This window comes from Cupriavidus sp. SHE (genome assembly GCF_000812445.1).
GTDB classification, from domain to species: domain Bacteria; phylum Pseudomonadota; class Gammaproteobacteria; order Burkholderiales; family Burkholderiaceae; genus Cupriavidus; species Cupriavidus metallidurans.
The window spans coordinates 1-15,081 of sequence record NZ_JWMB01000039.1 but is presented as its reverse complement, the minus strand read 5'-3'; the positions used below and the strand labels follow the sequence as shown (position 1 = coordinate 15,081).

The following is a 15,081-nucleotide window of genomic DNA, read 5'->3' as shown; positions in this document are numbered from 1 at the left end:
GCGTGCGGATCAGGCGGCCGCGCGGGTCGGCACACGTCAGTCGTAGTCAGTCGTAACTACGCGCATCCTCGATCACCTTGCCATCCTGCGGCAGCGATCCTGCCGGCACGAAGCGGACTTCGCCACGCAGCCGCAGGACTTCGCGCATGGATTCACGGATGGCCGCCGCCAGCGCCTCGTCTTCGCGCGTGACGTCGCAATGCAGCGTCATCACATCGGCCCCAACCGTGCCTGTCACGACCAGCCGCGCCGCGCGAATCTCCGCATGACGCCGAACGACATCGCCCACCTGCCCTGGGTGCACGAACATTCCCTTGACCTTGGTAGCCTGGTCGGCACGCCCGAGCCATCCCTTGAGCCGGATATTGGTCCGGCCGCAGGGACTCGCCCGATGCGATGAATCGGCCACGATCGCCGACAGGTCACCCGTGCCAAAGCGGATCAACGGATAGTCGCTATTGCCAAGCACCGTCACCACGACCTCGCCGACTTCGCCTTCCGGCATCGGCTCCGTGCCGCCCGGCTCGACGATCTCGACCAGCACGCCCTCGTCGACCACCCAGCCATCGCCGCCTGCGGTCTCATAGGCGATCAGGCCGAGATCGGCGGTGCCATACATCTGCCGCGCGGTGATGCCGTGGTCCTGCAGCCAGGCACGCAGCGCGGGCGGACAGGCCTCGCCACTGACCAGCGCCTTGGAAATGCTGGAGCACGCCATGCCCATTTCCTCGCCCCGCTCGATCAGCAGCTTCAGGAACGACGGCGTGCCCGCGTAGGCGGAAGGCTGCAGGCTGGCCATCGCCTGCACCTGGGACTCGGTCTGCCCGACGCCGGCCGGAAACACGCAGCACCCAAGCCGGTGCGCACCCGACTCCATCATCATGCCGGCCGGCGTGAAGTGGTACGAGAACGTGTTGTAGACCAGATCGCCCTCTCGGAAGCCGGCGGCGAACATGGCGCGCGCCGTGCGCCACCAGTCTGGTCCATGACCGTCGGGCTCGTGGATCGGGCCCGGCGACTGGAACACATGCCGCAGATCGCGCAGCGGGGTCGCGTTCAGGCCGCCTAACGGCGGCGCGATACGCTGCTGCATGGTCATTTCGGACTTGCGTGTGACCGGCAGCGTCGCCAGCGCGGCTCGCGACGTGATGTCGCGCGCGTCGATGTCGCAGAGTATCTCCGCGAAGTAAGCCGCGCGCGACTGCGCATGGGCAATCTGCCGCACCAGGGCGGCAAACAGCGCCGCCTCGCGTTCGGCCGGGTTGCGTGTCTCGAGTGCATCGAAGTATTCAACAGGATCAGCAGCCATGGTCTGTCTTGTGTTCACGCCAGCCAGCGCTTGCGGCGGCGGTAGCTCTTCACATCGCGGAACGACTTGCGCGCGGCACCATCCGCATCGTTGGCGGCCACGCCCAGGTAGAACTCCTTGACGTCCTCGTTGGTGCGCAGCGATTCCGCATCGCCATCCATCACCACGCGGCCGTTTTCGAGGATGTAACCGTAGTCGGCATGGCGCAGCGCCACCATCGTGTTCTGCTCGGCCAGCAGGAAGCTGACGCGCTCGCGGGTATTCAGGTCACGCACGATCTCGAAGATCTCCTCGACGATCTGCGGCGCCAGACCCATCGACGGCTCGTCGAGCAGGATCATCGCCGGCTTGGCCATCATGGCCCGCCCGATCGCGCACATCTGCTGCTCGCCGCCGGACGTATAGCCCGCCTGCGATTTGCGGCGCGTCTTCAGGCGCGGAAAGTACGCGTAGATCTTCTCGAGTTCATCGCGCGTCTGGCCGCGCGACAGCCCACGGGTATAGGCGCCCGTCAGCAGGTTTTCCTCGACCGTCAGGTGCGCGAAGCAGTGGCGCCCCTCCATGACCTGGATCACGCCGCGTTTGACCAGATCGTTTGGCGTGAGCTGGTCCACGCGCTGCCCGCGATATTCGATCGAGCCCTTGGTGACATCGCCACGCTCCGCATGCAGCAGATTCGAGATCGCCTTGAGCGTGGTGGTCTTGCCCGCGCCATTGGCGCCCAGCAATGCCACGATGCGACCCTCAGGCACTTCGAGCGACACGCCCTTGAGCACGAGGATCACGTGGTCGTAGATGACTTCGATGTTGTTGACGGATAGAAGGGTCATGTCCGCATCCCAGATCGTTTTGCTCCCCGCCCCCGCGAGTGGGAGCGGGGAAAAGGCAACGCCTACGACTTCATGCAAGCCGGCGTGATGCCCTTTTCCTTCGCGTACTGCGCCGCCGTGGCCTTGAACAGCGGGTGGATCAGGCCCTTGTTGCCCTCGATCCAGTCGGACACCACCACCCACTTGGCGCCGTCCCACTGCTGGATCTTCACCTTGCCGGAGCCCTCGTGGTTGTCGCAGCTCGTCTTGATCTCCGGCAGCAGGCCGGTGGCGCCAACCTGCTGCAGCCGCGCACTGGTCAGGTTCAGGTTCTCGAAGGCCCAGCGCATTTCGTCGCCGTTCATCACCTTGCCCTTGCCGAACTTCGCCTGCGCCCCGCGGATGGCTTCGACAGTCACCACAGCCGCCGACACGCCGCGGTTATAGAGCACCGAGCCAACCTTGTTGCGATCCTGCATGTTGCCCTTGCCGGCGCCGTAGACCACCTTCTCGATGTCAGCGATCAACGGCACGTTCTTGCCAGCCACGTTCCAGGTGGCGCTCATGTAGCCCTTGGCGGCCTCGCCGGCCGGCACCGTGTCCTCCTCGGACCCGGCCCACCACGACCCGATCATCTTGTCGCGCGAGTAACCGACCTTCTGCGCGGCCTTCAGCGCGGTCTGGTTCATCACGCCCCAGCCCCAGAAGATCACGTAGTCAGGATTCTCCTGGCGGATCTTGAGCCACTGCGCGCCCTGCTCGTTGCCCGGGTGCGCCACGGGAATCTCGACCAGGTTGAACTTGCCGAGCTTGGCTTCGGCCTCGAGCGCGACGATCGGCTCCTTGCCATAGGCCGAATCGTGATACAGGTAGACGATCTTCTTGCCGGCCAGCGATCCGCCGTTCTTCGTCGCCAGGAACTTGACGATGGCCGATACCTGCATCTGGTACGTCGTCACCAGCGGAAACGCGTACGGGAAGACCGAGCCATCCACGGCATCGGTACGCCCGTAGCCCATCATCACCAGGGGCACCTTGTCGGCGGCGGTCTTGTCGACCAGCGCGTACGAGATACCCGTGGACATCGTGTGATAGGCGGTGCCCTTGCTCGCACTGCTCTTGGCCTTCAGGCGCTCGTAGCACTCCACGCCCTTGGCGTTGTTGTACTCGGTCTCGCACTCTTCCCAGCTCAGCTTGACGCCGTTGACGCCACCCTCCTTGAGATTGACGTAGTTCAGGTAGTCAACGAAGCCGCCATAGAACGACTGGCCGTTGGCGCCGTACGGGCCAACACGGTAGCTTGGCAGCGCGACGAACTGATCATTGGTTTGCGCCAGCGCCGGCAATGCCGGTGCCAGCATGGCAGCCGCGACGCTGACCACAAGGGCGGCGCGCTGCACGTTGCGAAACACGGTTGTCATCACAGTCTCCTTCACCTCGATCGGGCGTTGTTATGGGAACGACATGAAATACGGGTCACAGGGTTAGTGCGGGAACGGCCACAGGCGCAGTTTCTCCTTGGCGATCTGCCAGAGGCGAGCCAGGCCATGCGGCTCGACGATCAGGAAGAAGATAATCAACCCGCCGAACACCATAAGCTGGATATGCGACACCGTGGCGTTCGTGAACGGCAGGTGCAGCGACGACGCCAGCGCGGGCAGCACGTTGTCGAGAAAGATCGGCAGCAGCAGGATGAATGCGGCGCCCAGGAACGAGCCCAGGATGCTGCCTACGCCGCCGATGATGATCATGAACAGGATGCGGAACGACAGATCGAGCGAGAAGCCGTCTGGCTCCACCGAGCCGAGATAGCAGAACGCATACAGCGCGCCGGCCACGCCGCAATAGAAGGAACTGACTGCGAACGCCAACAGCTTGGTGCGCATCAGCGGGATGCCAATCACCTCGGCCGCCACATCCATGTCGCGCACCGCCATCCACGCGCGGCCCGTGGCCGAGCGCACCAGGTTCTTGGCGATCAGCGCCAGCACGGTGACGATGCCCAGCACAAACAGATACTTCTTCACCGGGGTGTCGATCGCCACGCCAAACAGGTCGAGCCGCTGCGCCGTGATCACGCCCGAGGAACTGTTGTTCGACAACCAGGGAAACTTGGTCAGCGCCCACACCACGAAGAACTGCGCGGCCAGCGTGGCCACCGCCAGGTAGAAGCCCTTGATGCGCAGCGACGGCAGCCCGAACGCCACACCCACCACCGCCGCCGACGCGCCGGCCAGGATGAACGTCAGCAGCACCGGAATGCCTTCGATCCGAAGCTGGAAGTTGTAGGCCGCGTACGCGCCCACCGCCATGAATGCGGCCGTGCCGAGCGAGAGCTGGCCAGCGTAGCCGGTGAGAATGTTGAGTCCAAGCGCCGCCAGCGAGAAGATCAGGAACGGCGTCAGGATGGCGCTGAGCCAGTATTCGGTGCCGACGAACGGAATCGCCACGAACGCCACCGCCATCAGCAAGGCAAAGAAGATGCGGTCCTGCCGGATCGGGAAAATCTGGCTGTCGGCAACGTAGCTGGTCTTGAACTGTCCGGATTCGCGATAAAGCATGTCGGCTCTCCGTCAGACGCGGTCGATGTGCTTCTCGCCGAACAGCCCCTCTGGCCGTACGAGCAGAAACAGCAACGCGAACACATATGGGAACCAGCCTTCGATCCCCCCGAAATTGCCGCCGAACACCGACTGGAACACCGGCGGGATGTAGATCTCGGCCAGCTTCTCCGATGCGCCGATGATCAGCCCGCCCACGATCGCGCCGGGCACCGACGTGAAACCCCCGAGAATCAGCACCGGCAGCGCCTTGAGCGCGGTCAGCGTCAGCGCGAACTGCACACCATTGCGCGAGCCCCACAACATGCCGGCCACCAGCGCCACGAATCCGGCCACGCCCCAGACGATGGCCCAGATGTTCTGCAGCGGAATCCCGAGCGAAAGCGCGGCCTGATGGTCGTCCGCCACCGCGCGCAGCGCGCGGCCGACCTTGGTGTACTGGAAGAACAGTGCCAGCCCCGCCACCAGCACTGCCGCGATCAGCGCGGCGGCCAGGTCGAACTTCGACACGACGATGTTGAAGCGAGTCAGGATCGATTCGATCGGCTCGTCGACGATGCCGAGCTGGATCGGACGCACCTCGTTGCCGAAAAGCAGCGGCCCCAGCCCCTCCAGGAAGAACGACAGCCCGATCGTGGCCATGAACAGCGTGATTGGCGGTTGGTTGACCAGCTTGCGCAGCACGAAGCGCTCGGTGCTCATGCCGACGATGATCATGACGATGAACGCGCCGATCACGGCGGCCCACATCGGCAGCCCCTTGTCCATCAACCCGACCACGGCAAGCGCGGCGAAGTAGACCATCGCGCCCTGCGCGAAGTTGAACACGCCGGACGCCTTGTAGATCAGCACGAAGCCCAGTGCCACGAGCGAGTACATCAGTCCTGACAGCAAACCGCCGATCAGGATTTCGAAGAAGAAACTCATCGCCGCTATCCTCTCAATGCTCTCTATGACCCCGGGGCGCTCAGTGCGCCGTGCCGAGATATGCGCGAATCACGTCCGGGTTCGACTTGACCTCATCGGGCGTGCCATCGCCGATCTTCTTGCCGTAGTCGAGCACCACCACGCGGTCGGAGATATCCATCACCACGCCCATGTCGTGCTCGATCAGCACGATGGTGGTGCCGAACTGATGGTTCACGTCCAGGATGAAACGGCACATGTCCTGCTTCTCTTCCACGTTCATGCCCGCCATCGGTTCATCGAGCAACAGCATCGACGGTTCCGCGGCCAGCGCGCGCGCCAGTTCCACGCGCTTCTGCAGGCCGTAGGGCAGCCTGCCGACCGGTGTCTTGCGGATCGCCTGGATCTCGAGGAAGTCGATCACCTCCTCGACCTTGCGGCGATGACGCATCTCCTCGGCGCGAGCCGGCCCCCACCAGAGCGCGTGGGCGAACACGCCCGTGCGGAACTGCGTGTTGCGGCCGGTCATGATGTTGTCCAGCACGGTCATGCCCTTGAACAGCGCGATGTTCTGGAACGTCCGGGCGATGCCCTGCCGCGCCGCGGCCGTGGGATGCATCTGGCGACGCTCCTGCCCACGAAACACGATGCGGCCCTGCTGCGGGTGATAGACGCCGTTGATCACATTCAGCATCGAACTCTTGCCCGCGCCGTTCGGGCCGATGATTGCGCGGATCTCGTGCTCGCAGACGTCGAACGAGATATCGGTCAGCGCCTTCACGCCGCCGAACGACAGCGAGATGTTCTGCAGATCGAGAATCACGTCGCCGCGCGTGCGGACGTGGGACGTCGATTCTGGCTCACGCGCGCTGCCGGGGCGCGGACTGTCGCCGTGCGTGCCCTCCACGTGCCCGGCCGGGGCAATCGCGCCCGGCGGCACCAACGTGCCTGTGGCGTCCACGCGGGCCATGCCGCCTTGCCACGCTGTCTGGGTGACCGTCATGCCATACCCTCCGTGCTCACGCCGCGCGCGCGCCGCCAACGGGCGGGAAGCGCTTCACATCCACCAGCTTCAGCGTGGCCGACACGCTGCCCTCGCGCCCATCCTCGAACTTCACGCGCGTCTCGATGAACTGCTCGGGCTTGCCCGCATAGAGCGCCTCGACCAGCGCGCCGTATTTCTCCGCGATGAAGCCGCGCCGCACCTTGCGCGTGCGCGTGAGTTCGTCATCGTCTGGATCGAGTTCCTTATGCAGGATCAGGAAACGTGCGATCTGCGACCCGGCCAGCATCGCATCGGCGGCCAGATCGGCGTTCACCTGCTCGACGCATTCGGCGATCATCGCGATCACGTCGGGCTGGGCAGCCAGGTCGACGTAGCCCGCATAGGGCAGATGGCGGCGCTCGGCCCAGTTGCCCACGGCGTCGAAGTCGATATTGATAAACGCGCAGACCCGGTCGCGGTCGGTACCGAAGGCCACCGCTTCCTTGATGTACGGGAAGAACTTGAGCTTGTTCTCGATGTACTTGGGCGCGAACATCGAGCCATCGGCCAGCTTGCCCACGTCCTTGGCCCGGTCGATGATCTTGAGGTGCCCGTCGGCATCGATCACGCCGGCGTCGCCAGTCAGGAAGTAGCCTTCGTCGTTGATCGCTTCGCGTGTGGCGTCGTCGCGCTTGTAGTAGTTCTTGAGCAACCCCACGCCGCGCACCAGCACCTCGCCGTTCTCGGCGATGCGGATTTCCATGCCTGGAGCGGCCGGTCCCACCGTATCGAACTTGACCTGGCCGTCCGGCTGCAGGCACACGTACGCGCAGGTTTCGGTCTGGCCGTAGAACTGCTTCAGGTTGATGCCGATCGAGCGATAGAAGCGGAACAGGTCCGGGCCAATCGCCTCGCCCGCCGTGTAGCCCACGCGGATGCGGCTCATGCCAAGCACGTTGCGCAGCGGGCCGTAGATCAGCGCTTCACCCAGCGCGTAGCGCAGCCGATCCAGCGTCGCTACCGGCCGCTTGTCGAGGATGTCCGCGCCGCAACGGCGCGCCACGTTCATCGCCCATTGAAAGAGGCGGCGCTTGATCCAGCCCGCGTCCTCCATGCGGATCATGACCTGCGTCAACAATCCTTCATAGATGCGCGGCGGCGCGAAGTAGTAGGTCGGGCCGATCTCGCGCAGATCTGTCATCACGGTCTCGCGGGACTCCGGGCAGTTCACGGTGAAGCCTGCCACCAGCGCCTGCGCGTAAGAGAACAGGTTGTCGCCTACCCAGGCCATCGGCAGGTACGACAGCACGTCGTCATCGGCACCAAGGCCATCGAACTGGCAGCCGTTACGGGCCGAGCCAATCAGGCCCGCATGCGAGTGGCACACGCCCTTCGGTTTGCCAGTGGTGCCGGATGTATAGAGGATGATGGCCGTGTCTTCCGGCGCGCCGGCCTGCACTGCCGCGTCAAAGAATCCGGGGTTCGCGCGGTCGAACTCGCGGCCGATCTCCTGCACGCGTTCGTACGAAAGCAGCGACGGGTGATCGTAGTCGCGCAGTCCGCGTGGGTCTTCGTAGATCAGGTGGCGTACCGCGCGGCCACGCGCAGCGAGCTGCGATTCCACTTCGAGCAGCTTGTCGACCTGTTCCTGGTCCTCGACGATCGCGAACTCGATCTCCGCATCGTCGAGCACGTAGATCATCTCGTTGGCGATCGCGTCCTGGTACAGCGGCACCGGAATGCCGCCCAACGCCTGGGCGGCCGTCATGGCCCAGTAAAGACGCGGACGGTTATCACCGACCACGGCCAGGTTCATGCCACGCCGGAAGCCCAGCGCCGCGAGCCCACAGGCAAGTGCCCGTACCTCGTTCGCGGTCTGCGACCAGCCATATGTCTGCCAGATACCGAGATCCTTCTCGCGATAGGCCGGATGATCGGGCCGCTGCGTGGCGTGCGCCAGCAGGCATCGCGGGAAGGTCGTTGCCGACGATTCCTGCATCGCTGTCTCCTCTCCACCATCGGACGCAGGGTTGGTTCCCTACGGGCCACGCCGGGTATCAAGCCCCCAGACCGGTCGTTATACTGGGCACGTCACATGCGGCGCTGCCGCACTGCATCATGCCTGCCTTGCCTGTTCGTTCGATCGCATCTGAATGTGCTGGCAAAGGCCGGTTCCGCGTGATCGTAAGATAGCCGATGCCATCCCCCGGGGTTGTCACGCCGATGACAATTCCGGGTTAATCCCTACGATTGAGATGACCGCCACCAACAACGACTTCATCGACCGATGCGCCTGGGCCACCAACCTGAGCCCCGAACAGCGCGCGCGTGTCAAACGCGTGACTACGGTGCGCGAGTACACCCAGGGCGAGTATGTCTGTCACAAGGGCGAGATGGCCGAGCACTGGCTCGGCGTCGTGGAGGGCGTGGTCAAGATCACAACTGTCTCGCCGTCGGGCAAGTCGGTCACGTTCACGGGCGTGCCCACGGGCGGATGGTTTGGCGAAGGCGCGGTGCTCAAGCACGAGATCCGCAAGTACGACGTCATGGCGCTGCGCCGATCACGTATCGCCTTCATTCCCATCGAGACTTTTCAGTGGTTGCTGGATACCAGCCTGCCGTTCACGCGATTTCTGCTGATGCAGCTCAATGACCGGCTTGGCCAGTTCATCGCGGCGGTCGAATATGAACGGCTGCTCGACATCGATTCACGCGTGGCGCGCGCCGTGTCGTCGCTGTTCAATGAGAGCCTCTATCCCGGCATTGGCACCACGCTCGAAATCTCGCAGGAGGAGATCGGACTGCTCGCAGGCATCTCGCGTCAGCGCGCGAACCAGGCCCTCAAGGTGCTGGAACAACAGGGGTTGGTGCGTGTGGATTATGGCGTGATCGAAGCACTCGATCTGGAGGGACTGCGGCAGTATGGGGAATGACGATCTGCCAGCGCTGCGCAGCCATTTCCGGTAGGCCTTTCGCCATCTTCGGCCCCTCCTCGCCGTGGCGGAAGGGGCCGGATCAGCGCGCAACGCGCGCGTGAGACTTACTTGCTGTACACGTACACGCCACGGCCCGTCTTGCGGCCCAGATAGCCTGCGGCCACCATTTCGCGCATCAGCATGGCCGGACGGTACTTCGGATCGGCGAACTCGGTGTAGAGCACTTCCATGACGGCAAGCATCGTGTCCAGGCCGATCATGTCGGCCAGCGCCAGCGGGCCGATCGGATGATTGCAGCCGAGCTTCATGCCTTCGTCGATTTCCTCTGGCGAGGCCAGGCCTTCACCGAGCACGCAGAACGCTTCGTTGATCATCGGGCAGAGGATGCGGTTGACCACGAAGCCCGGGCTGTTCTTGACCGTGATCGGGTACTTGCCGAGACGCTTGGCGAGGTCCTCGACGTCGGCGTGCGCGGCATCGCTGGTCTGCAGGCCACGAATCAGTTCGACCAGCGCCATCATCGGCACCGGGTTGAAGAAGTGCATGCCGATAAAGCGGTCCGCGCGCGACGTCACGGCGGCCAGCTTGGTGATCGAGATCGACGAGGTGTTCGATGCAACGATCACGTCGGGGCCGACGATGCCATCGATCTGCTTCAGGATCTTGACCTTCAGGTCGAAGTTTTCGGTGGCCGCCTCGATCACGATGTCGGCGCGCTTCAGATCCTCGTACGACGTGCTGCCGTGGATACGTGCCAGCGCCGCGGCCTTGTCCGCCTCGGTGGCCTTTTCCTTCTTGATCAGGCGGTCGAGGCTGCCCGCCACGGTGGCGATGCCCTTCTGGACGGCGGCGTCGCTGATGTCGATCATCACCACGTCGATGCCGACCACCGCGCAGGCCTGCGCAATGCCATTACCCATCGTGCCGGCACCAACGATGCCCACTGTCTTGATTGCCATGTCTGTCTTCCTTCCTTCAGTTTCCAGTTGTTTGGTGATTCGTAATTCCGGGCGCGCTCAGCCCTTGAGCTTCGCCAGCGCGGCAATGACGCGCTCGGCGTGCTGCTTGAGCACGGCCATGTCTTGTTGCTGGCGGGCATGGCCGCGCAGCGGCTGGTCCACGTAGCGCGGCACGATATGGAAGTGGATGTGCGGCACGGTCTGGCCGGCCGCTGCGCCATTGAACTGGCTGATCACCACGCCATCAGGCTGGAAGGCCTCGCGCACGCCACGCGCGACGATCTGCGTCGCGCGGATCGCCGCGGCGGCGCCGGCCTCGGACAGGCCGAACACGTCGACGGCCTGCTCCTTCGGCACCACGAGTGTGTGACCGTCTGATTGCGGCATGATGTCCATGAACGCAATCGTGTCCGCGTCTTCATAAACCTTGAAGCACGGGAGTTCGCCGCGCAGGATGCGCGCGAAGATGTTGTTGCTGTCGTACTCGGCCTGCATGGGTGTCTCGTTTTTCAAGCGGAACGCTGAGTGTAGCCCCAGCGTCCGCCGCCGTGAACCGCCCCACCCATTATTTCCATCGACGCAATTACATATTGCGCCGGTACTGCCCACCGACCTCGAACAGCGCGTGCGTGATCTGCCCCAGCGAGCACACGCGCACCGCGTCCATCAGCACGGCAAAGACGTTCCGGTTGTCGATCACGGCCTGGCGCAGCCTTGCCAGCATCGCTTCCGCATCGGCCTGGTGCGCCCCATGGAATTCCGTCAGGCGGTGCAACTGGCTCTGCTTTTCGTCCTCGCTGGAGCGGGCCAGTTCCAGCGTTTGTGGCGTCGGGTCCCCGTTCGGATTGCGGAACGTGTTCACGCCGATGATCGGCAAGGTGCCGTCGTGCTTGAGCTGTTCGTAGTACAGCGATTCCTCCTGAATCTTGCCGCGCTGGTAGCCGGTTTCCATCGCGCCCAGCACCCCGCCGCGTTCGGCGATGCGCTCGAACTCCTGCAGCACCGCCTCCTCGACGAGATCGGTCAGTTCCTCGATCAGGAAACTGCCCTGATTCGGGTTCTCGCACTTGGCCACGCCCCATTCGCGATTGATGATCAGCTGGATCGCCAGCGCCCGGCGCACCGATTCGGCCGTCGGGGTGGTGATGGCTTCGTCATAGGCGTTGGTGTGCAGCGAATTGCAGTTGTCGTAGATCGCGATCAGGGCCTGCAGCGTGGTGCGGATGTCGTTGAAATCGATCTCCTGCGCGTGCAGTGACCGGCCCGATGTCTGGATGTGGTACTTGAGCTTCTGGCTGCGGTCGTTGGCGCCGTACTTGTCGCGCATCGTCACCGCCCAGATGCGGCGTGCCACGCGGCCCAGCACGCTGTACTCCGGGTCCATGCCGTTCGAGAAGAAGAACGACAGGTTGGGCGCGAAGTCGTCGATATGCATGCCGCGCGCCAGATAGGCCTCGACATACGTGAAGCCGTTGGCCAGCGTGAAGGCCAGTTGCGAAATCGGATTCGCGCCGGCTTCGGCGATGTGATAACCCGAGATCGACACGGAGTAGAAGTTGCGCACCTGATGGTGGACGAAGTACTCCTGGATGTCCCCCATCACCTTGAGCGAGAACTCGGTCGAGAAGATGCACGTATTCTGGCCCTGGTCTTCCTTCAGGATGTCAGCCTGTACCGTGCCACGCACGTTCTGCAGCACCCACGCGCGGATCTTCGCTTCCTCGTCGGCCGTCGGATCGCGTCCGTTGTCGGCGCGGAAACGGTCGATCTGCTGGTCGATGGCAGTGTTCATGAACATCGCCAGGATCGTGGGCGCCGGGCCGTTGATCGTCATCGAGACCGACGTGGACGGGTTGGTCAGGTCGAAGCCATCGTAGAGAACCTTCATGTCCTCAAGCGTGGCGATCGACACGCCGGAGTTGCCCACCTTGCCGTAGATGTCCGGCCGCTCGTGCGGGTCTTCACCGTAGAGCGTGACCGAGTCGAACGCCGTGGACAGCCGCTTGGCGTCCATGCCTTCGGAAACGAGCTTGAAGCGGCGATTGGTGCGGAAAGCATCGCCCTCGCCCGCGAACATGCGCGTGGGGTCCTCACCCTCGCGCTTGAACGCGAACACGCCGGCCGTGTACGGGAAGCTGCCCGGCACGTTCTCGCGCATCAGCCACTTCAGGATCTCGCCTTCGTCCTCGAAGCGCGGCAGCACCACCTTGCGGATCTTGGTGCCCGACAGCGTGGTGCTGATCAGGCCGGTGCGGATTTCCTTGTCGCGAATCTTCACGACGTACTCGTCGCCGCTGTAGGCCTGCTGCATTTGCGGCCACATCGCCAGCAGCTTGCGCTCCACCGCGCCAAGCGAGACGTCGCGTTCGCTGGCCAGCGTCTCGAGCGCGGCATTTTCGTGGCCAGCGCCCTGCAGCATGTCATGCGCCGCGCGCAGTTGCTGGCGCTCACGCGCCAGTTTGCTCTGGGCGACCACGCGGCGATGGTAGGCGCGCACCGTATCGGCCAGTTCCGCCAGATAGCGGCTGCGCGCGGGCGGCACGATCACATTCTGGCCGGTCGAAATACGGCCTTCCAGATTCGGCAGTGTGCCCGGCTTCAGGCTCATGCCACGCGCGCCCAGCGCCCCCACCAGTCCCTGGTAGAGCATGGTCACGCCATCGTCATTGAAGCGCGATGCCTGCGTGCCATAGACCGGCATGTCCTCGGCCCGGCTGTGCCATTGCTCGCGGTTGCGCTGCACCTGCTTGGCCACGTCGCGCCAGGCGTCCTGCGCACCCTTGCGGTCGAACTTGTTGATGGCCACGAAGTCGGCGAAGTCGAGCATGTCGATCTTCTCGAGCTGGCTGGCCGCGCCGAATTCCGGCGTCATCACGTAGAGCGACAGGTCGACGTGCGGCACGATGGCTGCGTCGCCCTGGCCAATGCCGGACGTCTCCACGATCACGAGATCGAAACGCGCCGCCTTGCACGCGGCGATGACGTCGGGCAGCGCCTGGGAGATCTCCGAGCCAGCCTCGCGGGTGGCCAGCGACCGCATGAAGATGTTCGGGTGGTTGATCGCATTCATGCGAATGCGGTCGCCCAGCAATGCGCCACCCGATTTGCGGCGCGACGGGTCGATCGAGATCACGGCGATCGAAAGCGCGTCGTCCTGATCAAGCCGGAAGCGGCGAATCAGTTCATCGGTCAGCGATGACTTGCCCGCGCCGCCCGTGCCAGTGATGCCCAGCACCGGCACGGCCGCGGCCTTCGCCTGGGCATGCAGTGCGCTGACCAGTTCCGGGTCCGCCTTGCCGTTCTCGAGCGCGGTAATCAGTTGCGCCAGCGCGCGGCGGTCGCCAGCGACCACGGTGTCGAGCGTAGCGGGTGCGTAGCGCGTCAGGTCGATATCGCAACGCTGCGCCATGTCGGTGATCATGCCGGCCAGACCCATGCGCTGGCCGTCCTCGGGACTGTAGATGCGGGCCACGCCGTAGGCCTGCAGCTCGCGGATCTCGTCCGGCACGATCACGCCGCCGCCGCCGCCGAACACCTGGATGTGCTCGCCGCCGTGCTCGCGCAGCAGATCGATCATGTACTTGAAGTATTCGACGTGCCCGCCCTGGTAGCTGGAGATGGCGATGCCCTGCACGTCTTCCTGCAGCGCGGCCGTGACGACCTCTTGCACGGAGCGGTTGTGGCCGAGGTGGATGACTTCACACCCCTGCGACTGAAGGATGCGCCGCATGATGTTGATCGACGCGTCGTGGCCGTCGAACAGCGACGCCGCCGTGACAAAGCGCACCTTGTTAGCCGGTCCCCGGCCAGGCACTGCCAGCGGCTTGGCGGCCGCGGTCCTGCTCACATCAGAAAGATCAGTCATTGTCTCCACCGCTCTGTTTTGTGGCTGGCTGCCGCACGCCGGTGGTTCTGACGACCACGTTGACGAGGGCCGGACGATTATATGACGTTTACGTTAACGTAAGGCAAGGCGCGCGCGTAAGCTCGGCCGCCATGGCGGCATCGTCGCACAGAGGAGGGACTGGGTGAAGCGGCCTGGTGGCCTCGAACGCCCGTCAGGCGGGCGTCCGGGTCCAGACAGTAAGGCCGTAGCAGCGAATCAGGGGCGAATCAGGCGCTGATCCGCGGGCAGTCGCCGAAGGCGGCGGTCTTGTGTTCGGCCCAGCGGCGGGCAAGCTGGCGGGTGATGAAGACCGCGCGCCGCAATGACCACGGTGCCGGGGATTCGGTCAGCAGGAACCGCGATCCGGGTGCGTCGCCCGACAGCCAGACGCGCGCGCCTTCCGGCAGCGTCATGACGTCGCCGGGCTGCAGCCAGATATCGGCCAGATGCCCTTCCATGGTCAGCCACAACCGGCCTTCCAGCGCCGTGACGCTGTGACCGTGCCGGGCACGCCACGTCACGGGTTGGTCGGGTTCTTCAAGCTCAAATGTCCTGAGTTCGCGCATGGGTGTCTCCTGATCTTGCCGGCGCGACGGTGAGGATTCCGGTGACGCCGCGCCACGCTTCCATTATTCGGGTATTCGGAAAAGGCTGTTGATTCGGTGTTGTAGGTCAGCATCTACATTTCAATTTTGATTTCGTAGATTGCTGTTGACAGCCTGCATTCTTG

The 15,081-nt window shown here is 64.1% G+C and carries 12 protein-coding genes; 1 reads left to right on the top strand and 11 read right to left on the bottom strand.

The features are described from left to right. Positions 1-46: 46 nt before the first annotated feature. The 7 genes from RN01_RS19305 to RN01_RS19275 all read right to left on the bottom strand — a co-directional run bounded on the left by RN01_RS19305 (position 47) and on the right by RN01_RS19275 (position 8,569). Positions 47-1,309: a phenylacetate--CoA ligase family protein gene (locus tag RN01_RS19305; protein WP_017513969.1), complete on the bottom strand. Its 1,263-nt coding sequence runs from the start codon at positions 1,307-1,309 to the stop codon at positions 47-49. Positions 1,310-1,323: 14 nt separating this feature from the next. Beyond that, positions 1,324-2,139: an ABC transporter ATP-binding protein gene (locus tag RN01_RS19300; protein WP_017513968.1), complete on the bottom strand. Its 816-nt coding sequence runs from the start codon at positions 2,137-2,139 to the stop codon at positions 1,324-1,326. Positions 2,140-2,201: 62 nt separating this feature from the next. Then, positions 2,202-3,539, bottom strand: a complete 1,338-nt coding sequence (locus RN01_RS19295; protein ID WP_024569296.1) for an ABC transporter substrate-binding protein — start codon at positions 3,537-3,539, stop codon at positions 2,202-2,204. A 63-nt stretch (positions 3,540-3,602) separates the two neighbouring features. Then, entirely contained in the window at positions 3,603-4,679 is a 1,077-nt protein-coding gene (locus RN01_RS19290) for a branched-chain amino acid ABC transporter permease (protein ID WP_011515122.1), read from the bottom strand. A gap of 12 nt (positions 4,680-4,691) precedes the next feature. Next, the gene (locus RN01_RS19285) at positions 4,692-5,606 is read right to left on the bottom strand and encodes a branched-chain amino acid ABC transporter permease (RefSeq protein ID WP_011515121.1); all 915 of its coding nucleotides are present in this window, start codon (positions 5,604-5,606) and stop codon (positions 4,692-4,694) included. Between the two features lie 40 nt (positions 5,607-5,646). Beyond that, the gene (locus RN01_RS19280) at positions 5,647-6,588 is read right to left on the bottom strand and encodes an ABC transporter ATP-binding protein (RefSeq protein ID WP_011515120.1); all 942 of its coding nucleotides are present in this window, start codon (positions 6,586-6,588) and stop codon (positions 5,647-5,649) included. 16 nt (positions 6,589-6,604) lie between these two features. Then, positions 6,605-8,569, bottom strand: coding sequence for an AMP-binding protein (locus RN01_RS19275; protein ID WP_017514094.1), 1,965 nt, complete (start codon positions 8,567-8,569; stop codon positions 6,605-6,607). A 256-nt stretch (positions 8,570-8,825) separates the two neighbouring features. On the opposite strand from RN01_RS19275, the gene RN01_RS19270 reads away from it, so the two are divergent. Next, entirely contained in the window at positions 8,826-9,503 is a 678-nt protein-coding gene (locus RN01_RS19270) for a Crp/Fnr family transcriptional regulator (RefSeq protein ID WP_024569295.1), read from the top strand. A gap of 107 nt (positions 9,504-9,610) precedes the next feature. Here RN01_RS19270 and RN01_RS19265 read toward each other — a convergent pair whose 3' ends face one another. The 4 genes from RN01_RS19265 to RN01_RS19250 all read right to left on the bottom strand — a co-directional run bounded on the left by RN01_RS19265 (position 9,611) and on the right by RN01_RS19250 (position 14,917). Next, positions 9,611-10,465, bottom strand: a complete 855-nt coding sequence (locus RN01_RS19265; protein ID WP_008641790.1) for a 3-hydroxybutyryl-CoA dehydrogenase — start codon at positions 10,463-10,465, stop codon at positions 9,611-9,613. 57 nt (positions 10,466-10,522) lie between these two features. Continuing rightward, entirely contained in the window at positions 10,523-10,960 is a 438-nt protein-coding gene (locus tag RN01_RS19260; protein ID WP_008641792.1) for an HIT family protein, read from the bottom strand. A gap of 88 nt (positions 10,961-11,048) precedes the next feature. After that, positions 11,049-14,330 (bottom strand): fused isobutyryl-CoA mutase/GTPase IcmF, encoded by a 3,282-nt coding sequence (gene icmF, locus RN01_RS19255; RefSeq protein ID WP_024569294.1) that lies wholly within the window; start codon positions 14,328-14,330, stop codon positions 11,049-11,051. Between the two features lie 248 nt (positions 14,331-14,578). Next, positions 14,579-14,917, bottom strand: a complete 339-nt coding sequence (locus RN01_RS19250; protein WP_017514975.1) for a DUF2917 domain-containing protein — start codon at positions 14,915-14,917, stop codon at positions 14,579-14,581. Positions 14,918-15,081 lie beyond the last annotated feature (164 nt).